This is a genomic window from Lacticaseibacillus sp. 53-4 (assembly GCF_016861805.1).
In the GTDB taxonomy this organism is placed as follows: Bacteria; Bacillota; Bacilli; order Lactobacillales; family Lactobacillaceae; genus Lacticaseibacillus.
On the sequence record NZ_BOLT01000023.1, the window covers coordinates 1 to 21652 of the forward strand.

Here is a 21652-nt window from a genome sequence, read left to right on the forward strand (position 1 = left end):
CGATGCATGGCGTAACAGCCTAGACCACTATCAAGAATTCGTTATCATCGTTGCACTTGACTTGAAAATTGAGGATGCGAAAAATTGCCTTTGATACCTACCCATCTTACGTTGATATTCCTTCATCTGCGCTGCCGGCGCTCGTCACGTTTGTTAACTTGGGGGTCAAGTTGGACGATGAATCGGGAATCAAATTTCTCACCGATGTCCACGAGGATGAAAACAATAGCAATTCGATCCTGCTGAGTTGGAGTGATGATCCGGCAGACGGCCTGTGGTTTACCGCCAAGGAAGAGCTCGCCCAGTATGCGGGCTTGCTCATGCGTTACGCACAAAGTCGCGGGATGTCGGCGGCGAAAGCGGCCAAGGCGATTTACGTCGTGCCGACCCAAGTGGGCGTGAAGCCGTAAAGCACTTTTAGCTGTGGAAGCAAGCGAGTCATGGGGCTCGCTTTTTTGCTGGGTCAAGTTTTTTGACCAAAGGGGTCGACAGCTGCTGCGACATTTTTAGATGAAAAGGTTTCCTTGCTGGCAGCGGCTCGCTATACTGAAAGCATTGAAAAGGAGCCTGCCGCATTATTTCTTCTGATTCTCACCAGCACGATGCAACGACCGCCCAGCTGGGCTTTTACCTCGTGTTTTCGATTTTACTCAACGGGTTCGGCAACGGCCTGACCGTGTGCATGAATCTTGGCTCGGCATTGTGGACGGCGTCGGCGGTCAACTTGACCCACACGCTGCACTGGTCGCTGCTGGTCGTGCTTTTGGTTGAAGGCGTCGCGGTCACGGCGACTAATGTGTTATTTCTCGGCCGCTTTGACTGGCGGCGAGTGCTAGGCAACTTGATTTACATGTTCCTGTTCTCGTATGTTGTCGCCGGTTTTACCGCTTTGCTGCAGCTGACGCCGATTCAGACTTGGCCGCTGGCGGTGCGCGTGCTGCTGGATCTCTTCGGCCTGGTTTGCATCGGCGTGGCCATCTCAATTTATCAGCGGGTCAACGTGATCATGCACCCCAATGATGACTTCATGCAGATTATCCGCTTCAAGTGGCTGCACGGCCGTGCCGCGGTGGCGCAGCCAATCTCATTCATCCCGCCGATTGCAATCAGTCTGGTGTGTTTTCTGATCACGCGGCAGCTGTACGCGATCAATATCGGCACGGCGTTTTCGCTGCTCTGCCAAGGGTTTGTAATTGCCGCGGCCGACCGGGTCGTGTTTCCCAGCCTGAAGCACCGCCATTTGGAAGTTTAGCGACTGCGTTGGTAGTCGTTTTTTTATCATGAGAAGAGGCTCAATAATGGAAAAAATCAGCTTAGACCCGCAGCAGATCGGCTTTACCGAGGCGGTGCACCAGTATGAAATGACAGCGGTCAATGATCACGTCATTCATCTGCTGGCATATGCCGGCAGTCGGCCAGAACACCCCACCGTACCAGGCGCCGTTGCCGTTGAAAAACACGCCGACGAGACGGTGGCTTCCGGTGGGTCAGGCCAGCAGTTTGAGGCGCCAATCGTGATCGATCACGAACAGCGACCGTTTGATGCCGCCTTCGCGCCGCTGAGTGTTCAGCTTGGCGAGTACCAGCTGCGCTTTGATGTCGAGCGGCGACGCTTTTTGGTCACCGGGGGCCAAGCTGAATTTTCCTTTGGCCTGCCGACTTTTGACGATGACGGCTGGACGCAGGTCTGGCACACGGCAGACGACGCGGCCTTTTTTGGCGGCGGCACCCGCAATGGCGTGATTTCGCTGGCCGACCAAATCGTCGAGATCGCGAACCAAAACGTGTGGACGCAAGGCGGGGTCACCAGTCCGGTGCCGTTTTTCTGGAGCACGGCCGGGTTTGGTCTGCTGGTCAACACCTTCACGAAGGGCGAATATGATTTTTCCAATCCGCACCACGGCGTCCGCGTCCATCATGACGATCCGGTGTGGGATGTTTATATGATTCTGGGCGAGACACCACAGGCTTTGATTCACGGGTATCACGAGTTGACGGGTAAACCCGAGCTGATGCCATGGGCTGGGTTTTATCCGGTTCACCTCAATGCTTACAACCGGGATTATTGGGTAGCAGTGACCAAGGACTCTGCCGGGGCCGTCGAGGTGACACCCGGGCACTATTACAAAGAGTATCAGCCCGTCAACCCAGAGTCGTTCAACACGGGCAAGCGGCCTGGGACCATCACGGTGGCCGGGCGCACGCTGGTGCCAAATGTGCCAGGTGCAGGTCACGTGACCTTTGTTGATCCTGGTGCGGACGGCATGCCGCAACGCGCGATCCACGAAAGTCTCAACGGTGAGCACGACTACCCGTTTTCGGCGCGGGCGGTGCTTGACCAATACCGAGCCGTGGGGATGCCGCTGGGGACGATCTTTCCCAATGACGGTTACGGCGCCGGGTACGGCCAGACAGACTCGTTTGCCGGCGACTTGGCGAACTTGGCTGCCTTCGTGAGCTGGGCCAAAGCGCAAGGGGTGCAGACGGGGTTGTGGACGCAAAAACGCCTGACCCCTGAGGACCCAGCCCACCCGCAAAAGGGGGAGCGCGACTTTGCCCAGGAGCTCGATACTGGCGTTGCAGCGGCCAAAACCGACGTCGCCTGGGTCGGCGAGGGCTACACCTTCGGCCTGAACGCAACGGAAAAAATCGGCCGGCTGATGCGAGCGCGCAATTTGCGGCCCACGACCTACACGGTTGACGGCTGGGCCGGCAGCCAGCGCAGTGCTGTCGTCTGGTCAGGAGATCAGGCTGGCAGTCACTGGGCCAACCTCCGCGCGCACATCGGGACCTATTTGAGTACTGGCCTGTCCGGCAATCCCAATATCACTAGCGATGTCGACGGGATTTACGCCGGCACTGATCCGGTGGTGTACGTCCGCGACCTTTTTATCGATGGACGGCTGGGGCGATCGCCCGAAAATGCTGGGGTTGCAGTTTGGTGAGCCCTTTGCGGCGATTTGTCGCGCCTTTGCCCGCTATCATGTGACGCTCATTCCTTATCTCTACACCTTGGCGCATGAAGCCCGAGAAACTGGCGCGCCAATCGTCCGGCCGACGTTTTGGGCTGAACCCACACCTTACACGTTGGGCCACGCACTGGCCGACCAATTCATGCTGGGGGACTCGTTCCTCGTGGCGCCGATCATGGACGCCTATCAGTTGCAGGCAGACGGCGCCGATACGCGGCCGAGCCTTTATTTGCCTGCCGGCACTTGGTATGATCTGTGGTCTAACGACCAACTGGCCGGTGGGCGGACGTATGCCGAGGTGGCCACGCCCCTGGCGCAGCTGCCAGTGTTCGTGAAGGCCGGCAGTCTGATTGTCACCCAGCACGCGGCGCAGAATCCGGCGGCGGAAGAGTCGGCGCGTTTGATCGAGTACTTTCCAGGCGCTCCGGGCCGCTTCACCTGGTACGAAGATGACGGTCACACCATGGCATACACTAAGGGCGACTTTGCGACCACGCCGATTGAAGGCCAAACCGCAGGCCAAACCGTCACGGTGACAGTCCACCCGCGGGTCGGCCACTATGAAGGGGCTAGCGCTGATCAGCCGCTTCAGCTCTTTGTGCCGCTCAGCCAAGAACCGACCAAGGTCCAAGTGACCGTCGATGGGCAGACTGTGGCCGCACCAGTGACGTTTGGTCTGCGGGCGGATGACCCGCTGGCCGCTTCACGTAAGCAGCGTGGGGTGACCGTTGATTTAGGCGTTTTCGACCGGGCCAATCAGACCGCTAGGGTCACGATTGAAACGACCGATTAACGAATTCTGCTGCGCAGTCCCGGTGTTGGGGCTGCGCCTTTTTTGCCGGTGAAACAAAAAAGCAGCCATGACTGGCTGCTCGCTGATGGGACAGAGACCTGAATCTAGGCCAGGTCCTCACCATTTGATTGAATGACTTTTTTGTACCAGTAGTAGGAATCCTTCGGCGTGCGGCGCTGGCTGCCGTTGCCCCAGTCGTCGCGGTCGACGTAAACCAGACCGTAGCGCTTCTTCATTTCCCCCGTGCCGTTTGACACCAGGTCGATCGCGCTCCACAGGGCGTAGCCGATCAGGTCGACGCCGTCTTCAGTGATGGCGTCTTTCATGGATTGAACGGCGTAGCGCAGGTAGTTGATTCGGTAGTCGTCGTGAATTTTGCCGTCTGCCGCGACTTCATCGGCCCAGCCCAGACCATTTTCAACGATGAACAGCGGCTTGTGATACCGATGCCACAAGGTATTCAAGGCCAGTCGCAACACGTCAGGATCGGTGGCCCAACCCCACGCGTTGGTTTCCAGGTACGGGTTCTTGACCGTGCCGCCGCCCAAGTTGCCCTGGGCATTCTCATCACGGCTCGGGTCGGCCGTGACCACTGACGAGGTGTAGCAGGAGAAACTCAGAAAATCAGCGGGGTACTGCTTCAGCAGTTCGTAGTCTTCAGGCGCATCATCCAGCTTGATGCCCGCGCGCTCATATTGAATCAGACGGGACTTAGGATACTCGCCACCCGCTTGGACGTCGGCGTAGAACAGGCCGCGCTCCATGTTGAGCATTGCCGCGACCTGGTCCTTCGGGTTGCAGGTTTCCGGATAAACCGGTTGGTAGGCCAGCATCATGCCGACCTGAATGCCTTGGCCGATCTTGTGCGCCGCGCGAACCGCCTTGGCGGACGCGACAAACTGGTTGTGGGCGCCCTGCGCGCGGTTTTGTGGGGTCGGGTCGGTGAGCCCACCGCCGAGGTAGGGCGCTTCGTCCATGGCGTTGATCTCGTTGAAGGTCGTGTAGTAGTGAACTTTACCGGCGTAGCGCTTGAAGACCACCGTCGCGTACTTTTCGAACAGGTCGATCAGCTTGCGGTCTTTCCAGCCACCATACTTTTGTACCAGTGCCAGTGGGGTGTCGTAGTGCTGCAAGGTGATGCAAGGTTCGATGTGGTGCTTCACGCATTCGTCAATCACCTTGTCGTAAAAGGCCAGCCCGGCTTCATTGGGTTCACTTTCCTCGCCAGTCGGGAAAATGCGGCTCCAGGCGATGGAGAAGCGGAAGGTGGTGAAGCCAATTTTGGCCAGCATCTCGATGTCTTCTTGGTAATGGTGATAAAAGTCGGTCCCGCCATGGCTCGGGTAATAGTAGTCCGGCAGCACCGTTGGGGTCGCGTCTTTCGGCACGGAAAAGTCACTGCCCCAGACCATCGGCGAAAAGCCGGTGGTACCATCCGCTTTTTTCCAGGTGACCTTACGGGGCTCAGTTGCTGAGCCGTTTGTCGTGACATCAACGGCAGTCAGGCCCTTGCCGCTTTCATCAAAGCCGCCTTCGTATTGATTGGCGGCAGTGGCGCCGCCCCACAGAAATCCTTTGGGAAAACTCATGTTCAACCTCCATCAGTGTAGTTATTCCTACAAATTTTCTAACCGCTTTCATTGTATCAAAGTTTGGTGGGGAATGCGCAAGCCAAGTGCATCCTGACACCTGTTTTAAATTTGTCACAGCTAGCTCGCGAGTGGTTGGCAGCTCGCCCGGCAGTCGGTATACTGAGGTCAATAAATTGTCGATGCCAAAGGAGGGTCAACATGGCAAAACCAATCGGTGAGATGAAAATGGCCAAGATTTATGACCTCTACCTGCAAAAATGCCGCCGCAAGGGGCGCACGCAGGCGGAGCTGGATGCCGTGCTGGGCTGGTTGACCGGCTGGCCGGCGCAAAGTTTCACCACGCTGCCGGCGGCCCTTTCGGTGGCAGACTTTTGTGCGCAGGCCAACTGGTCCGCGCAGGCTGGCCAGATCACCGGGATGATCTGCGGCGTTCGGGTCGAAACCATCGCTGATCCGCTAATGCGGCGCGTTCGGGAGATGGACAAGGTGGTCGACGAGCTGGCTAAGGGCAAACCGGTGGAGAAGATTCAGCAAGTGGCGCAGCTGTGATCGTAATGTCCCTGCCTTTCGTTTTATAGAATAATCTGTTGAGTGCCACGACGTCGTATGCCGTGGCGCTTGCTGTCTCCAGGATCTGGTTGACCTCGTGCTTAGAGGTGATTCGGTCTATCTTTGGCGTCTCTCGGATGGGCAAATGACGCCCGAAAACGAACACGTGTTCAATTTTCTGCTATAATGAGGCCGTCTGGGGGTGGCCTGATTGACGAATCAGCAGGTGATCGATGCGGTTTGTGAAGTGCTTCATGATCAGTTTGATGGCCTTGAGCTGTACACCGTGGTGGCGCAGGACTCGGCTGACCCCAAGGACCCGACGGTGATGTTAACAGCGGTGGACCGCTCACACAGCCAGGTGCTGAAATTTCGCGTGGGTCAGCGGACGGGCTGGATGTGGGATGATGACCATGTCCTGGCGCTGAGTCCGGAGAATGCTGTGCGCGTCGCAGTTGCCTTAGTGAAAGGGGAGCGGACGACGACTCCGGCGCATCTGGGGTTGCCCGACGAGCGGACCGATTATTTTGTGTGACAGGAGTTTTCGCGCAGCCTATACCCAGTTTTCATCGACCGCTAACACTGCCTAGAAGGGATGTCAACGTTGAATGCGCCGGCTGTTACCGGCTATAATTGATCACGCACTTTCCAAAAAACGGAGGCTGACCAATGAAAGATTCACGTGACCAAGATAAGGCAATTACAAGTATTTTCGATCCCCGCTGGTATGTTCAACAGATGCGCGGCTGGACTTTCTCCAGTTATATCCTGCTGATGTTTGGGCTGGGTGTGATCCTGGGTACCACGATCGTGAACAAGCTGACCGTGCTCAGCGTGCTGACGATGCTGGCGGGCATGCTGGGCTTCACCTGCACCATCTCGATCACTAACGTGCGGCCGCTCAACGGGGTGTTCGGCCTGACCAGTGCCATTATTTATATTCTGGTGGCGGCCCAGGCGCGCAACTTCGCGGATGTGGTGCTTCAGCTTTCCTATATCGTGTTGCTGGACATCCCAGTGCTGCTGATGCCGAGCTGGGCCAAAAACGTCGGCGCGCGTGTGCGCAAGCTCAAAGACGTCGGGCTGCGGGCATACCTCGGGATTGCCGCATTTTTCCTCATCGTGTTCGGGCTGCTGTACGCCATGGACACGCACTTATTCATCTCGCCGCGGCCGGTCATTGATGCGCTGACCGGGACCATCGGGGTGACGGGCTCGCTGCTGGCGACTTTGCGCTTTTCCAATCAGTATTATTTCTGGATTATTCAAAGCATTTTTTCCATCGTGCTGTGGGGCGTCACGGCACTGCAAGGCGATGCGAATCTGACGTTGTTCTTCACCTACATCCTGTACTTCGCCAACGATATGGTCTCCCTGTTCGATAAAAGTGTCGCCTGGTTCCATAAGCAGAATTACCTCGCCCAGCACCAAGAGTAGAGGCGCCTGGTCAAATTCGATCATGACGAAAAAAACAGTGTCCCACCGCGATGGTGAGACACTGTTTTTGACTTCAATAATTAATTTTTGGCTGCCCGCCACGGCCGCATGTGCGTTGCAGCGACCAAGGCGCCGACAATCAGCGGGGTGATGATCATCGCCCCAATCATTTCAGGGACGCCGTTGGTGACGACGATTGCGCCCAGCACCTTACCCAAGGCGCCAGTCGACACCTTGTACGCCGAGGCGACCGGACCGGTGTAAAGGGTGCCCATCGCCAGCAGGACCAGCACGGTGTTGGTCAAGGAGCCAATGGCACCCGCCACAACGCTGGCAATGGCGATTTTTTTGAACAGCTTGTACACGCCCCAGAAGGTCAGCGCGGCAAACACGCCGACCAGCATGCGTGGCACGACGGATACCAGCGGATTGGTGAACACCAAGGTGTCCATGGGGCTGGTTGGCGCAGTGTAGGCGCGCACGATGGTCAACACACCCCACACCGTGCCGATCAAGAGGCCTTCGCCAGGGCCGAACATGATAGCGCCAATAATGACGGTGATGTGAATGATGGTCAGATTAACGAAGCCAAGCGGCAGGTATCCCAGCATCGGGACCATGGTCTGCACCGCAATCAGCGCGAGAAACAGCGCCTGCATGCTGACCCGGTAGGCCCGTGAACGATTGCCCATAAGCGTTTCCTCCAAACATTTTCTTTCTGGTTAAAAGTGAGTATACCCTGTCCGGACAAAGATGTCATTAGGGCCTCAATAACATGGAAAAAATGCGGGTGGAAAGTTTCCAGAAAACGGTTGCAATCAATTAAGTGGAAAGCTACTCTAATCCTGTAAAGAAAGCGAGGACTTCAAATGGCAAAAGTGAATATTTTACTGGCATGTGCTGGCGGATTTTCTAGTAGTTTATTGGTGACAAAGATGAAGAAGGCTGCCGAAGCCCAAGGCGTCGATGCTGAAATCACGGCAATTGGGGTCAATGGTTTGGAGTCACAAGTGGGCAAATATAATCCCGACGTCATTCTGATCGGGCCGCAGGTGAGCTATGCCGTGCGCAAGCTGCAGGCTGACTTGCCCGTACCGGTTCAGGCCATCAACATGATGGATTACGGCCGCATGAACGGTGAGAAGGTGCTGGCAACCGCGCTGTCATTAGTTGACCAGGCGAAGGGTAAGTAACCATGATCGACATTAAGCAGTTTAAAGATTATCGCGGCATGGGGCAGCGGCCCGCAGATTTTGACGAATTTTGGGCACGCGGCCTCAAGGAAATGCGCGCATTGGCGCCGGATGTTCAGCAGACGCCAGTCGCGATAAAAAGTCGCGTGGCGCAGGCCTATGACCTGTGGTTCACCGGCGTCGGCAATGCGCGCATCCACGCGCAGCTGATCATGCCTAAGCCCTTTGATCCCAGCAAGCCGCACAAGGGCCTGCTCATGTTTCACGGTTATCACGTAGATGCCGGCGACTTCACCGAGAAATTTGGCTGGGCCGCCGAAGGGTTTGTGGTGTTGGCGCTGGACGTCCGCGGGCAAGGTGGGCCCAGCGAGGACACGACAAAAACCAAAGGCGGCACACTGAAAGGGCTGATCATCCGCGGCGTGGAAGGTGGGCCGGCGCATTTGTATTACCGCAGTGTTTTCCTCGACTGCTCTGAGGCGGCCGATATTTTAGCGGGGATGCCCGGCGTGGACGCTTCTCGGCTTTACGCGACCGGCAGCTCGCAAGGCGGCGGCCTGACCTTGGCGACGCTTGGGCTCGTGCCCACCATTCACCGGGCCTATGTGAATTACCCATTCCTGTGTGATTATCGAAAGGCTTACCAGTTGGGCGCCGAGACCAATGGCTACGATCAGCTGGCGTACTGGTTTAAGTACCGTGACCCGCTGCACAAACGCGAGGCCCAGTTCTTTGATACCCTGGAGTACATCGACGTGCAGCATTTTGCCGCGGCCATCAAGACTCCAGTGGTTTGGGGGATGGGGCTGCAGGACCAGGTGGTCCCGGTGCCGGCGCAGTTTGCGGCGTATAACAAGCTGGCTGGCGATAAGAAGCTCTATGTGCTGCCCGAGTACGGGCACGAGTTTTTGCCGAAAGTCGCCGACGAAGTGCGGGACTTTTTCATGGATTAGGTTGCTTGGCGCTGATGAACTTGAGCCGAAGCGGCGCATCTGGCGCTCGAATAGGCTATAATGAAAACACACTGAAATTTCGGAGGGGAAATAATGGCAAAACACTTATACGAAATGTTCCAACCTTCACACTACGACTTGTACCTTGATATCGATCGGGACAAGAAGACCATTGTGGGCAAAACCACTGTTACTGGTCAGGCACTTGAAGCGCAGATCGCGTTGAATCAAAAGTACCTCAAAATTGAGTCAGTCACAGCAGGTGGCGCAGACGTGCCATTTACAGTGGATGACGCTAACGAGAAGTTTGACATCACGCTGCCTGCAGCGGGCGAGACGACGCTGACGATTGCTTACAGCGCGCCGCTCACCGATTCGATGATGGGGATTTACCCGTCCTACTACACCGTTGACGGCCAGAAGAAGGAACTCATTGGTACGCAGTTTGAGTCCACCGCGGCGCGCCAGGCCTTTCCTGGGGTCGACGAGCCAGAGGCCAAGGCAACGTTCGATGTTGCCATTAAGTTCGACGAAAAGCCGGAAGATATCATCATCGCCAACATGCCGGAGAAAAAGGTCAAAAACGGCGTGCACTACTTTGACACGACGTTGCGCATGTCCACTTACCTGATTGCCTTTGCTTTTGGCGACATGCAAAAGAAACTGACGAAGACCAAGTCCGGGGTTGAAATCGGGGTGTTTGCCACTAAGGCGCACCAGCCGAAGGAACTCGATTTTGCCCTGGACATCGCCAAGCGCGCCATCGAATTCTACGAAGACTTTTACCAGACCAAGTACCCGCTGCCGCATTCCTATCAGCTGGGGCTGCCGGACTTTTCTGCCGGCGCCATGGAGAACTGGGGCTTAGTCACTTATCGTGAAGCCGCCATTTTGATCGATCCGGACAACACGTCGCTGTCCGTCAAGCAGTATGTGGCGACGGTCATCACGCATGAACTGGCCCACCAGTGGTTCGGCGATCTGGTCACCATGAAGTGGTGGGACGACCTATGGCTTAACGAGTCGTTTGCCAACATGATGGAATACCTGAGTGTCGACGCCTTGCAGCCGGACTGGCGCATCTGGGAATTGTACCAAGTCGCTGAAGTTCCAGCCGCCTTGCAGCGTGACGCCACCGATGCTGTTCAGTCCGTTCATGTATCCGTTGAGGACCCGGCCGACATCGATTCCGTGTTCGATGGCGCGATTGTTTACGCGAAGGGCTCACGCATGCTGGTCATGGTCCGCGCGCTGCTCGGCGACGAGAAGCTGCGTAAGGGCCTGAAGGCGTACTTTGACGCCCACAAGTTCGGCAATGCCAAGGGGGCTGACCTCTGGCAAGCGCTGGGCGATGCGTCCGGCCTCGACGTCGGGGCAATCATGAACTCCTGGCTCGAGCAGCCGGGTTACCCGGTTGTTTCCGCGAAGGTCGTCAATGGCAAGCTGACCTTGAGCCAGAAGCAATTCTTCATCGGCGAAGGAAAAGACGTTGGCCGTCAGTGGCAGATTCCGCTGGAAAGCAACTATGCCGAAGCGCCGCAAATCATGAAGGACAAGGAAATTGTCCTAGGCGAGTATGCCGACCTGCGCGCCAAGGAAGGCAAGCCGTTCCGTCTGAACGTTGGCAACAACTCACACTTCATCGTGAAGTACGATGATGCCCTGTTAGCCGACATCTTGAAAGACGCGGACCAGCTTGATCCGACCACCAAGCTGCAGCTGATCCAAGACACGCGCCTGCAGGCCGAAGCGGGTGTGACGACTTATGCCGCCGTTGTGCCGCTGCTGAAGCGGTTCAAGGACAGCCAGTCCAACATCGTCAACACGGCGATTTACCAGGCGGCCCGTCAGCTGCGCAAGTTTGTGGCGCCGGATTCTGCCGAAGAAAAGCAGCTCAAGGCGTTTTACAACCAGCTGTCCGCTGGCCAGTACGCACGCCTGGGCCTAACTGAAAAGGCCGGTGAATCGGTGGACGACCAGTTGACCCGCAACTGGATCCTGGGCGCTGCCGGTTATGCTGAAAACCCGGATACAATTGCTCAGGAGCACGAGCTGTTCCAGCAACACGCCGATGACGTGGCGAGCTTGCCGGCATCTGCCCGGACCGCTATTTTGGCGAACGAGACTGAGCACTTCAGCAGCACTCAGTTGGCTGATCAGCTGCTTGACGCTTACCGCAAGGCCGTTGACCCAAGCGTGAAGAGCGCATTGGCGCAGGCTCTGCCGGCTAGTGATGACGAGGCCGTTCTGAAGCAGATCATCGCGCTGTACAAGGATCCTGATACCATTAAGCCGCAGGATCTGCGGAGCTGGTACCGCGGCGTTTTGGCCAATCCGAAAGGCGAACAGCTCGCTTGGGACTGGCTGCGCGATAACTGGGGCTGGCTGAACGAAACTGTCGGCGGCGACATGGAGTTCACGACTTACATCACCGTGACTGCCGGCGTCTTCCGGACCCAGCAGCGCTTGGATGAGTTCAAGGCCTTCTTTGAACCGAAGATCGACGTGCCAGGGCTTGGCCGCGAGATCAAGATGGACACCAGCGTGATCACCAGTCGGGTGGCGTTGATTCAAAGCCAGCAGGCAACTGTGAACCAGGCAGTGGCAGACGCGCTGAAGTAACCTATTTCACATATGAAAAGGCTCCTGATCTTCAACGATTATTCGTTGAGGTCAGGAGCCTTTTTCAGCATCAGGGTGAGTCCATCACCAAGGCAGCGGGCCGGCTGTTTCGGTGAAGGTGAGGGTCTGCTTGCTGCTGGTAGTGGTCATTTTAACCACTTGAGCGGCGCCTTCTTGAATGCTTTGCATACCGGGAATGGCGGGCTTACTTTCGTCGCGGCCGCCAAAGCCCGTAGCCGTCCAACCAGGATTGACGGAGTTGACGGTGATGCCTTCATCGCCCAATTCCTTGGCAAAGTCGACGGTGGCAAAGTTCGCCGCGGCCTTTGAGGCCTGATAGCCCAGCGAAGAAACTTGATAGAAGCGGGAGTTAGGATCGGTGGCCAGGCCGAATGAGCCCATGTTGGACGTGACGTTCACAATTTTGGCCGGTTTGCCCGCCCGCAGCAGCGGCACCATGGCTTGCGTGACTCGGACCAGACCAAAGAAGTTGACCTCAAAGTCTTTGCGGATCTGGTCGATTGGCAGCTGAGAAGGCTTTTGGTGCGCGTCCACCGCAATCCCGGCGTTGTTGATCAGGATGCTGAGATAGCCGTAATCGGCCTGAATCCTGGCCGCAGCCGCCTTGACTTGGTCGTCATCGGTCACGTCCAGTTGGACGAAGTCTGCGGTGCCGCCATCGGCACGTATGGCTTGGACAGCCTGCTGCCCGCGCGCCTGGTTGCGCGCCCCGATCAGGACGTGGTGGCCTGCCCTAGCCAAATCCTTGGCAGTGGCAAACCCGATGCCTTTATCGGCGCCAGTGATCAAAGTAATAATTTTCGAATCAGCCATGAACAATCCTCCTTACAGATCAAATACCTTTTCGGCAGTGCCGTGGGCGATGGCGTCGCGCTGTGCGTCTGTCAGGTCAGCAGAAGCCAAGAATTCCCGGGTGGTATCGCCGGATTTTACATAAGGGAAGTCTTCGGACCACATGATGTGATCGGCACCCATCTCCGTCAGGGCCAGCTGCATCTGCGGCGCCGTGAACATGCCAGAGGGTGAAATATAGACCTGACGCTTGTAATAGTCAGAGAACTTGTGTGGTAGCTTGGTGACGATGCCGCTGAACCCATCGATGCGTTCCAAAAACATCGGCACGAACTCGCCCCAGTGCCCGGACGCGATTTTGAAGTGCGGGTACTTTTCCAAAAGGCCGGCCGTGATGATGCGCATGATTTGAATCCCAGCTTCCATGTGCCAGCCCCACATTGCACCGGCCATCATGCTGGCAGTCGCAGCTGGATAAGCCTTGCTGTCATATAACATGACCCGTTGGTCGTTTGTAATGACGCCAGGATGCAGGTACAGGGTCGTCCCCAGCTTGTCGGCGGCGGCAAAAATGGGCTCGAACCTGGGATCGTCCAAAAACTGCCCATTGATCGAACCGCTGATGATGCCGCCTTTCATGCCGAGTTTGGTCACGGCGTATTCGAGTTCCTCAGCGGCTTTGTCCGGCGTGTTTGCTGGTAAGGTGGCTAAGCCGGCAAAGCGGGTCGGGTAGTGACTGATGTTTTCCGCCAATGTTTCGTTTTGGGTGTGGGCGCCATCGACAGCATAGGCGTCAGGCAGGACCTGCGCCGAATTGCCGGCGTCAGAAATAACCTGCAAGTCAATGCCATGCGCGTCCATGTACGCGACTTTTCGGCTGAAATCGACTAAGTCCGGCTTTAACTGATCCTGGAACGGATTGTTGTTTTTAACTTCTGAGTATTGATTGAACTGCGCGATGTTTGCGTCCGTATCGTAATGTTCTTCGACTGTGATTAGTTTCATGAGTAGCCTTCTAATTGTGATTCCAAAATTATTTTAATCATGTGATGACAACTAATCACGACTCTTACGAAGCAAACTTGCTATTTTGTCGCAGGTTCGAACCGGAACCCCGGATACTGGGTCGCAAATTGACGCTGAGCTTCGGCGTACATGCCCACTTGATTTGGGTCGGTCAGCGCCGCGGCGCGCGCCTCAGGCAGCTCGAGGTCTTCAATGTCGATGCTCATCTGCCATGCCAACTCGCGCAGCGTCATGCCTTCAAACCGGCGGTAGCTCGGCAGTTCAGCTGTGACGTCGGCGCCGGCTGCAAACAGCTGACAAAATTCTGCAGTGGCTTGCTGCAGCGCCTGCCACGCTTTGTCTTGGGCTGCTTCAGTCGTCTTCAACCAGTCGGCGGTCAATTGCGCCTCGGTCTCCAGGACCCCGGCGTGCTTCAGAACGCGGCGAATCAGCGGTGCTGGCAGCGGGTCCTTGGCATCACCAAAATCCCATGTGGCCGCGAATTGCTTGGCATCGGCGGCTTTAGCTAGCATTGTTTTCAGTAATTGATTTGTTCCCTCAGTGGAAGAATTTGCCACTGAAATCACCCCCATCTGAAACCAGTTTAGCCCTTTGCCTTGGTGCACGCACGACTTTCGTGGCTTACTTGGCCGGTGCGAAAAGGCGTTGATTGGCAGTAATAAACTCAGCCACTGAATGCGCAGGCCGCCCGAGGTAATTAGGCAGGTCTTGGGTGATTTGCTTGGCGTTGCCCATTTGGGTGATCAGATAAAGCATGACCATCACGTTGACAAAGTCCTTTTTTACCCCGCGCTGCAGCATGGTTTTGCGGAATTTAAGCAGGCTGGGTTTGGAGTAAGTGATGGGCCGGCCCAAAATCGCAGACATGGTCTGGGCAACTTGGGCGTAGGTGATGGCCTCAGGGCCGGTGATGTTGAGCTTTTGCTCAGGCACGGCTGGTGAGGTGAGAACCTTTGCGGCGACCGCGGCGATGTCTGCGGTGTCGATAAAGCTGGTCTTGGCATTGCCCGCGGGGATGAATAAGTCATTGCGCCGGCAGATGTCCTCGCGGTGCGTGGTGCTGAGATTCTGCATGAAAAAGCTGGGCCGGATAAAGGTGTGCGGCAGACCAAGTGATACAATCATGCTCTCGATTTTATGGTGCGGGGTCACCGGATTCTTTTCCACGCCAATCATGGAGACGAACACCGTTTGCTTGATCTGATGGGCCTTGACCTGATTTAAAAACGGCAGCATGTCTTGCTTGGGTTTAGCCAGCTGCGGCGGTCGCACGAAAAAGACGCGGTCTACGCCTGCCAAGGTCTGATCAAAGGGTGCAGCGTCGAGAAAGTCGAAGTGACGCAATTCGACTGGCAAGTCCCCATACTGGGCTTGGTCTTTGGCTAAATCATGCGCGCCGGCAACGAGATGAATCTGGTCGTCCTGGGCAAGCAGTTTGATCAGCGGAAAGCCAATGTTGCCGGTGCCGCCGATAATCAAAATTGTTTCAGTCATGATTTTCCTCCAATAGTTTTGTCAGTCCAGCCGCCAGTTGGTGTTGCGCCGCATCCGGCAACGGCTGTAAAAAAGTAGTGAGAGTCCTTCCGGCCACGGCTTTTAGCGCGGTGCCTTTGGCTTTTCCCGCGGCAGTCAATTCGAGGACCACGGCGCGCTTGTCGGCCGGGGACGGGGTGCGGTTAAGCCACCCTTTATCCGCTAGGCGCAGGACCACGGCCGCGGTGGTTTGCCGGTCGCTGTCGATGGCATCAGCGATGCGCGCGGCGGTGATGGGGTCGGCCTCGCTGTTCAACCGGTCGAGCGCCTCAAGCACGGCCCACTGCTGGGCGGTGGTGTCCTCCTTGCTGAGCGCAGTGTTCAGTTGATGCTTTAACCGCTTGGCAGTTTCCAGCAGTAAATACGCAGTGTTCATCCGTTTGCCTCCAAAAAAATAATCAGTACACTGACAATAACTGTGAGTGTACTGATTATTTTTGAGATGTCAATGCAAGCGTGCCTGATCGACCGAGATCAGCCAATCCTGGCGCGGGTATGGACGCTCTCATCTTCAAGCCCGATCTGGCTGAAAGTTGCGTTTACTGCGCGGTAGTGCGGTTTAGCAAATGCCAGTAGAGCGCGAAAATCACCACGCCCAGTGCGACCAGCAGCCCAAACGCCCAGGCACTGCCTGCCGCGATATTTTGGGCGTGGCTCCAGCCGGGATGATGGACCGCGGTCATGAGCAGTGACAACACCGTTGTGCCGATGCCCCCGACCGCCTGTTGGCCCATGTTGTACAGCGCGTTGGCGTCGGGCTGCAGCGTTTTGGGCAGCGCTTTGAGGCCATAAGCAACCGAGTTGCTGAAGGCCATCGACCGGCCGATGGCAAAAATTAGGTACGCGATGGTGACCCCCAGTACCCCGAGGGCCGGGCCAAGGGCAGTCATGGCGAGCACGCCAACGGTGAAAAGGCCATCGCCCAAAAGCAGCGGCAGGCGGCCGCCAAAGTGGTCCAGCATCCAGCCGTATACCGGCTGGCCTAACCCGTTAAACACGGAGCCGGGCAGCAAGATCAGCCCGCCAATCAGCGCGGAGGCGCCGAAGACTTCCTGGACGTAATTCGGCAAGAGAAAATTGATGCCGACATTGGCGAATTGCAAGCTGAGGTAAGGCAGAAAGCTGAACAGAAACGCTGGGTGCTTGAAGACTGTCAGGGAGAACAGAAACCGGGTGCTCGTGCGGGAAAGAAGCAGAAACAGGAGCATGCAAAGTGCGCATACCAGCAGCAGGACTGCCACGATCAGCCAGCGGCGGGTGCTGATGGTGGTCAGCCCCAGGTTCAGCGCGATCAGTGCCCCGCCGAGCAGGCCGAAGCGGACCCAGTCAAACGCCAACCGGCTTTGGGTGGTGTACTGATGAATGTGCGCGCTGCCGAGGATCAGCAGGAGCAAGGCGAGAGGCAGCGTCACCCAGAAAATCATGCGCCAGCTAGCAAACGCGGTAACGGCCCCGCCAAAAGTGGGGCCAAACGCCGGGGCGATCAGCACGATCACATTGGCGATACCGATGTACAACCCCAGCTTGGCCCGGAGGACGACGTCAAGAATGATGTTGACCATCAGCGGCGTGCAAAGGCCGACACAACCCGCCTGAATCAGGCGACCCGCCAGCAGCTGCGGAAACACTTGGGCAGTTGCGCATAGCAGGTCGCCGATGATGAACAGGGCCGCCGCGCTCATGAAAAGCTGACGATTGGTGAAGCGGCGTTTCATGTAAGCTGAGGTCAGCATCACCAGGGAAGCGGCGAGCAGGTAGCCGGAAGTTACCCATTGAACGGTCGCCAAAGAGACGTTGAAAGCTTTCATCAGCGCCGGAAAGGTCGTGTTCATCGAGGTTTCCGTCAGCACCCCGAGAAAGGACATCAGCGCGACAATGGCGACGACCAGCATTGGTTTTTCATGCGGTTGGGTGGCGGGCAAAATGATCGCTTCTTTCAGAAAATTGGATACGATCATTATAGGCTATTTTCACGCTAGAAGTCAGCGCGACTTTGGAAGCGGTTTGCGCTAAAATGGACAGACAAGACTAAAGGAAATGAGTGAGACGAATTGGAACCGACGTTAATGAACATCCATCATGGCTATAATTTTCGCGACCTTGGCGGCTATCAGACCATGTCTGGGCAGCACCTGGCCGCGCACCGGCTCGTCCGCTCGGGCGGCCTCGACCGGCTGTCGGACCGCGACGTGGCCTTTTTGCATGAGTACGGGGTGCGCGTAGATGTTGATTTTCGCACGCGCGATGAGCGCCAGGAAAAGCCTGACCGGCTGCCGGATTCGGCGCGCTACGTATTTGACCCGGTGTTCAGCGAAGATAAGACGCAGGTGTCCAAGACGTGGGCCGAGGAGCAGCAGATGTTTTCGCAGGATCCTAAGGCGGGTTACCACAACATGCTTCGGACCTATCGTGACTTAGCCCTGAGCGAGTCGGCGCAAAAAGCTTATCGTGAGTTTTTTGATCTGGCTCTGGGAAACAGCGACGACACGCTGCTGTTTCACTGCTCGGCGGGTAAGGATCGGACTGGGATGGCTGCGGTGTACGTGTTGTCCGCTTTAGGCGTTGATCAGGCGACAATTCGCAAGGATTACCTGGCCACCAACACGTTCATCCAGCCGGCGCTGTCAGAAGTGCTCGAGCAGGCGAAGGCGGAAGGCGGCAATGCAAACATGATGCAGGGTCTCACCGATATCTGGACCGTGTATCCAGAGTACCTGGATACCGCGCTGGCGGCAATCAATGAGACCTACGGGGATATGCAGCAGTACCTGCATGAAGCCTTACAGCTAACCAACCGGCAAATTCAAACGTTGCGGGAATTGTACCTGGCCTGATTGTCTGACGGGACGAAAAAGCGGCCGCTTAAAGTGGTCGCTGAGTGGTTACGGAATCAAATTAATTTTAGCAGCGATGGCTTGCAGCTGGGCAATCAGCTGGGGCTGGTCGGCTGTTGGCACCGCCGCTTCGATTTGCTGTTCAAGTGCCGTAAAAATGGCGCGAATCGCTTTGACCAGCTCAACGCCCGCGGGCCTGAGGTAAAGCTGCTTTTGGCGCTCGTTATCGCGAGGAATCTTGCGCTCAATCAAGCCACGCGTTTCCAGCCCTTTGAGCATGTTGGTCACAGTGGCATTTTGCCGGTTAAGGTACGCGGCGGCGTCTTTTTGCAACGCACCGGGATGGTCGGCAATGTATTTCAGCAACCTGGCCTGGGAGTTGTTCAGATGCAGGTCGTGCAGATGTGCGTGAATATAACCAGTTTCGGCGTTGCTTAGCGCATGGAACTGCTCGGATAGATTGATTGAACCGTTGATATGCATGACGAGGTCCTTTCCTGAATGCTCTTTCAGTATAGCGGAAAAACAGGCGGAAAGGGCGACCAAACTGTAAAATCGGTCCGGTTGCTTAAGTGAGGACAATCAAGTGGAGGCAAGACTATGACAGAACTAGACCCAACGCACCGCTATTCCAAGCAGGCAGGCAAAAAGACGGAACGCGCTTTTGCGTGGACCTGGGGCACCATCCTCGTGGTGCTGTTCATCGTCGCCTTTACCGCCTGGTGGTGGCTGCTGCTGGCGGTTGTGGCCGTCGTGATTGCATTTCAGGTGTATACGCGGCGCTTGCCCACTTTTGAGGTGCTAGATTTGACCGCCAATCGGTTCATCACGGTGCCGCGGCCAACTTGGCAAGCCTTTAAGCGTGAGCACCCAGGGGCGGTGGCCAAGGACGGCGTCGATCAGAATGAGTAAGTGCCAGCGGCTGCTGGCACTTTTTTCGTGGTGCTAAAAAGCCGAGTGCAGGCGCACTCGGCTTTGAACAGGCTGGATTAAAGGATGTGAATGTTGGCGGCTTCGCACTTGTCGATCATGTCCTGCGGCCAGACTGAAGCTTGGACTTCACCGACGTGGGCCTTGCCCAAGAGTAACATGCACAGGCGGCTTTGACCGATCCCGCCACCGATGGTGTAAGGCAGCTTGCCGGCCAAGAGCAGTTTGTGGAACGGCAGCTCGGCGCGGTCTTCGGCGCCTGCCGCTTTAAGCTGGCGGCGCATGGCATCTTCATCGACCCGGATGCCCATTGATGAAATCTCCAGCGAGCAGTCGAGCGGTTCATACCAGAACAGGATATCGCCGTTCAGCTGCCAGTCGTCGTAGTCAGGGGCGCGGCCATCGTGACGCTTGCCAGACTTCAACGGGCCGCCGATCTGCATCAGGAAGACGGCACCGTCTTCTTTGCAGATGGCATCCTCGCGCTGCTTGGGGGTGAGGTCCGGCCACCGGTCCTCCAGCTCCTGGGTGGTGTGAAAGTGAATGTCCTTAGGCAAGTGGTGGACGGCCTGCGGATACTTGTACCAAACTTCATCTTCCATGTGCTTGATCACTTTGAAGATTTGGCGCACGGTGTCTTTGAGCGTGGCTTCGGTGCGCTCTTCCTTGGCGATGACTTTTTCCCAGTCCCACTGGTCAACATATATGGAGTGGAAGTTGTCGAGGTCCTCGTCTTTGCGAATCGCGTTCATGTTGGTGTACAGGCCTTCATGCATGCCGAAGCCGTAGCGGTAAAGCGCCATGCGTTTCCACTTAGCCAGCGAGTGCACAATTTCCATTTGCTCGCCGGGCATGTCCTTCATGGTGAAGGAGACCGGGGTTTCAACGCCGTTGAGGTTGTCGTTGAGGCCGGTGGACTTTGCCACCATCATCGGCGCGCTCATGCGCTGCAGGCCGAGCTGTTTGCCGAACTCGTCTTGGAACGTTTCACGGATGTAGCGGATCGCCGCTTCGGTTTCTTTAACGGACAATTTTGGATCATAGTGTTCAGGAATAATTAAATGCATCATTTTCATCTCCGGATTTTTTTCAACCATGACAGATACGGCCGAGACGGGCTTTCGCCTCGGCTCGTTAGGCACGAAAAAAGCCTTCCGTCCCTAACGCAAGGGACGAAAGACTTTTCGCGGTACCACCCTAGTTGCCTATCCGAAATAGACCACCTCAATCCGCACTGACATGCGGTTCCGGATGATAACGCGCCGGTTGCGTCTGCGTCTACTTTGGCCATTGCCATTTGGGGCAGAGACATGAGCAAGGGTTATTCGCCAAGAGCTTGGTCTAAGTGGGTTTTCACTGACCCCACATCACTGATAGAACGCCGTTGGTTACTGGTCTTGCAAGTCTTCGTTTGTGATTGTGACTACTTTAGCACGCGATGCTGGATTTGGAAAGGGGGCAGGCAAAAAAAATTCGGGACGCGCCGGTGGGCACCAGTAAAGCGCCGGCACAGGGTCGACGCTTTTTTGGGGGGACATTAATTAGTAAAACGAAGGTTTGGGACCATCGGTGTGCGGCTGGCTGACGCCCAGCGAGTCCTTCACGTACTTCTTGGGGTCATTGATCAGCTTGGTGACCAAATCGGCGACACTCTTGCGTGACACCTCGGTGCCCTTAAACAGGTCATCCCGGTGGGTCAGCTCGTAATCTACGGTGTCGTTGTTTTGCAGCCACGCTGGCCGAATAATCGTGTAGTCCAAGTTGGAATTCTCAATGACCTTCGCAGCGGCTGTGTAGGGTTCCAAATAGCCGCCGTCGAGTTGCTGGTGATTCCACTTGCCAAATGCGCCTGGCACTTCGTCGTAGATGCCTAACGTCGAAATCCAAATCAACCGGCTGACCTTGGCCCGGTCCATTGCTTGCACGACCGCTTTCGCCTGGGTCTCAATGGTCTGACCGCCGCCAAGGTTGGCATAGACAATGTCAATATCGGCCATTGCCTCGCTCAACGCATCAGGGTCGGTGGCATCGCCTTCGATGACGGTTTCGCGGTCAGGATCAGTGATTTCTAGGCGCTTGGCATTGCGCAAGAACAAGGTGAGGTGATGCTTCGGCTCACTCAACAGCTGCTTTTCTGCAAGGCGAGCGATTTGCCCGTTTGCACCTAAAATCAATACATTACTCATGTGCTCACTCCTTAGTGATTAACGACTCTAGTGTAACACTTTGATATAGTAAGCTAACCGGACCGGCCGAATTGACAGTTGTTCGGAACTGGGCGATTAAAAGCAGCAGCTGTGTTCGCGCCCACCTCGGCAGCGCCTCCGCCCGTTGCCGAATGGCCCAAGAAGTGCTGGCCAACGGCATCTGTGCTGACAACATTGAGGCGCACCAGACCAGCAAGC

At 56.3% G+C, this 21652-nt stretch carries 23 protein-coding genes; 12 read left to right on the forward strand and 11 right to left on the reverse strand.

Annotation, left to right across the window (positions count from 1 at the left end; all coding sequences use genetic code 11):
* Positions 1–74: 74 nt before the first annotated feature.
* From JUF21_RS08820 to JUF21_RS12055, 4 genes are all read left to right on the forward strand, one after another.
* Positions 75–410 (forward strand): hypothetical protein, encoded by a 336-nt coding sequence (locus tag JUF21_RS08820; RefSeq protein WP_203623875.1) that lies wholly within the window; start codon positions 75–77, stop codon positions 408–410.
* Positions 411–634: 224 nt separating this feature from the next.
* The gene (locus tag JUF21_RS08825) at positions 635–1252 is read left to right on the forward strand and encodes a hypothetical protein (protein WP_239061440.1); all 618 of its coding nucleotides are present in this window, start codon (positions 635–637) and stop codon (positions 1250–1252) included.
* Between the two features lie 46 nt (positions 1253–1298).
* Positions 1299–2945, forward strand: coding sequence for a TIM-barrel domain-containing protein (locus JUF21_RS12050; protein ID WP_203623873.1), 1647 nt, complete (start codon positions 1299–1301; stop codon positions 2943–2945).
* On the forward strand, positions 2896–3765 hold the full coding sequence (locus JUF21_RS12055) for a DUF5110 domain-containing protein (protein ID WP_203623872.1): 870 nt from the start codon (positions 2896–2898) through the stop codon (positions 3763–3765). The genes JUF21_RS12050 and JUF21_RS12055 overlap by 50 nt, the downstream gene beginning before the upstream one ends.
* Positions 3766–3869: 104 nt before the next feature.
* Here the strand turns inward: JUF21_RS12055 and JUF21_RS08840 are convergent, their stop codons facing one another.
* Positions 3870–5354, reverse strand: coding sequence for a glycoside hydrolase family 1 protein (locus tag JUF21_RS08840; protein ID WP_203623871.1), 1485 nt, complete (start codon positions 5352–5354; stop codon positions 3870–3872).
* A gap of 201 nt (positions 5355–5555) precedes the next feature.
* On the opposite strand from JUF21_RS08840, the gene JUF21_RS08845 reads away from it, so the two are divergent.
* From JUF21_RS08845 to pnuC, 3 genes are all read left to right on the forward strand, one after another.
* Positions 5556–5906, forward strand: a complete 351-nt coding sequence (locus JUF21_RS08845; RefSeq protein WP_203623870.1) for a DUF2200 family protein — start codon at positions 5556–5558, stop codon at positions 5904–5906.
* A gap of 211 nt (positions 5907–6117) precedes the next feature.
* Positions 6118–6441, forward strand: a complete 324-nt coding sequence (locus JUF21_RS08850) for a hypothetical protein (RefSeq protein WP_203623869.1) — start codon at positions 6118–6120, stop codon at positions 6439–6441.
* A gap of 134 nt (positions 6442–6575) precedes the next feature.
* The gene (pnuC, locus tag JUF21_RS08855) at positions 6576–7343 is read left to right on the forward strand and encodes a nicotinamide riboside transporter PnuC (protein WP_203623868.1); all 768 of its coding nucleotides are present in this window, start codon (positions 6576–6578) and stop codon (positions 7341–7343) included.
* An 80-nt stretch (positions 7344–7423) separates the two neighbouring features.
* Here the strand turns inward: pnuC and JUF21_RS08860 are convergent, their stop codons facing one another.
* The gene (locus tag JUF21_RS08860; RefSeq protein ID WP_125754608.1) at positions 7424–8035 is read right to left on the reverse strand and encodes an ECF transporter S component; all 612 of its coding nucleotides are present in this window, start codon (positions 8033–8035) and stop codon (positions 7424–7426) included.
* A gap of 177 nt (positions 8036–8212) precedes the next feature.
* Between JUF21_RS08860 and JUF21_RS08865 the strand changes: the two genes are divergently transcribed.
* From JUF21_RS08865 to JUF21_RS08875, 3 genes are all read left to right on the forward strand, one after another.
* Positions 8213–8536, forward strand: coding sequence for a PTS sugar transporter subunit IIB (locus JUF21_RS08865; protein WP_203623867.1), 324 nt, complete (start codon positions 8213–8215; stop codon positions 8534–8536).
* A 2-nt stretch (positions 8537–8538) separates the two neighbouring features.
* Complete coding sequence (locus tag JUF21_RS08870; protein ID WP_203623866.1) at positions 8539–9489, forward strand: acetylxylan esterase; 951 nt, start codon at positions 8539–8541, stop codon at positions 9487–9489.
* A gap of 93 nt (positions 9490–9582) precedes the next feature.
* A complete protein-coding gene (locus tag JUF21_RS08875) occupies positions 9583–12111 on the forward strand; it encodes a M1 family metallopeptidase (RefSeq protein WP_203664042.1) in 2529 nt (842 codons plus the stop codon).
* Between the two features lie 84 nt (positions 12112–12195).
* Here the strand turns inward: JUF21_RS08875 and JUF21_RS08880 are convergent, their stop codons facing one another.
* The 6 genes from JUF21_RS08880 to JUF21_RS08905 form a co-directional block, all read right to left on the reverse strand.
* Complete coding sequence (locus tag JUF21_RS08880) at positions 12196–12945, reverse strand: SDR family NAD(P)-dependent oxidoreductase (RefSeq protein ID WP_203623864.1); 750 nt, start codon at positions 12943–12945, stop codon at positions 12196–12198.
* A 12-nt stretch (positions 12946–12957) separates the two neighbouring features.
* Positions 12958–13929, reverse strand: a complete 972-nt coding sequence (locus tag JUF21_RS08885; RefSeq protein WP_203664044.1) for an amidohydrolase family protein — start codon at positions 13927–13929, stop codon at positions 12958–12960.
* A gap of 80 nt (positions 13930–14009) precedes the next feature.
* Positions 14010–14507 (reverse strand): hypothetical protein, encoded by a 498-nt coding sequence (locus JUF21_RS08890; RefSeq protein WP_203664046.1) that lies wholly within the window; start codon positions 14505–14507, stop codon positions 14010–14012.
* Positions 14508–14571: 64 nt separating this feature from the next.
* A complete protein-coding gene (locus JUF21_RS08895) occupies positions 14572–15444 on the reverse strand; it encodes an NmrA family NAD(P)-binding protein (RefSeq protein ID WP_203623861.1) in 873 nt (290 codons plus the stop codon).
* Positions 15437–15859, reverse strand: a complete 423-nt coding sequence (locus tag JUF21_RS08900; RefSeq protein ID WP_203623860.1) for a MarR family winged helix-turn-helix transcriptional regulator — start codon at positions 15857–15859, stop codon at positions 15437–15439. Before JUF21_RS08900 ends, JUF21_RS08895 begins: the two co-directional genes overlap by 8 nt.
* Positions 15860–16022: 163 nt before the next feature.
* Complete coding sequence (locus JUF21_RS08905; RefSeq protein WP_203664068.1) at positions 16023–17375, reverse strand: MFS transporter; 1353 nt, start codon at positions 17373–17375, stop codon at positions 16023–16025.
* A 159-nt stretch (positions 17376–17534) separates the two neighbouring features.
* Here JUF21_RS08905 and JUF21_RS08910 point away from each other — a divergent pair, with 159 nt between their 5' ends.
* On the forward strand, positions 17535–18317 hold the full coding sequence (locus JUF21_RS08910; RefSeq protein WP_203623859.1) for a tyrosine-protein phosphatase: 783 nt from the start codon (positions 17535–17537) through the stop codon (positions 18315–18317).
* 48 nt (positions 18318–18365) lie between these two features.
* Here the strand turns inward: JUF21_RS08910 and JUF21_RS08915 are convergent, their stop codons facing one another.
* Positions 18366–18800, reverse strand: a complete 435-nt coding sequence (locus tag JUF21_RS08915; protein WP_203623858.1) for a MarR family winged helix-turn-helix transcriptional regulator — start codon at positions 18798–18800, stop codon at positions 18366–18368.
* 117 nt (positions 18801–18917) lie between these two features.
* Between JUF21_RS08915 and JUF21_RS08920 the strand changes: the two genes are divergently transcribed.
* Complete coding sequence (locus JUF21_RS08920) at positions 18918–19229, forward strand: hypothetical protein (RefSeq protein WP_203623857.1); 312 nt, start codon at positions 18918–18920, stop codon at positions 19227–19229.
* 77 nt (positions 19230–19306) lie between these two features.
* Here the strand turns inward: JUF21_RS08920 and asnA are convergent, their stop codons facing one another.
* Both asnA and JUF21_RS08930 read right to left on the reverse strand, forming a co-directional pair.
* Positions 19307–20314: an aspartate--ammonia ligase gene (gene asnA / locus JUF21_RS08925; protein ID WP_125754644.1), complete on the reverse strand. Its 1008-nt coding sequence runs from the start codon at positions 20312–20314 to the stop codon at positions 19307–19309.
* 474 nt (positions 20315–20788) lie between these two features.
* Positions 20789–21433 (reverse strand): SDR family oxidoreductase, encoded by a 645-nt coding sequence (locus tag JUF21_RS08930; RefSeq protein WP_203623856.1) that lies wholly within the window; start codon positions 21431–21433, stop codon positions 20789–20791.
* Positions 21434–21652: the final 219 nt, after the last annotated feature.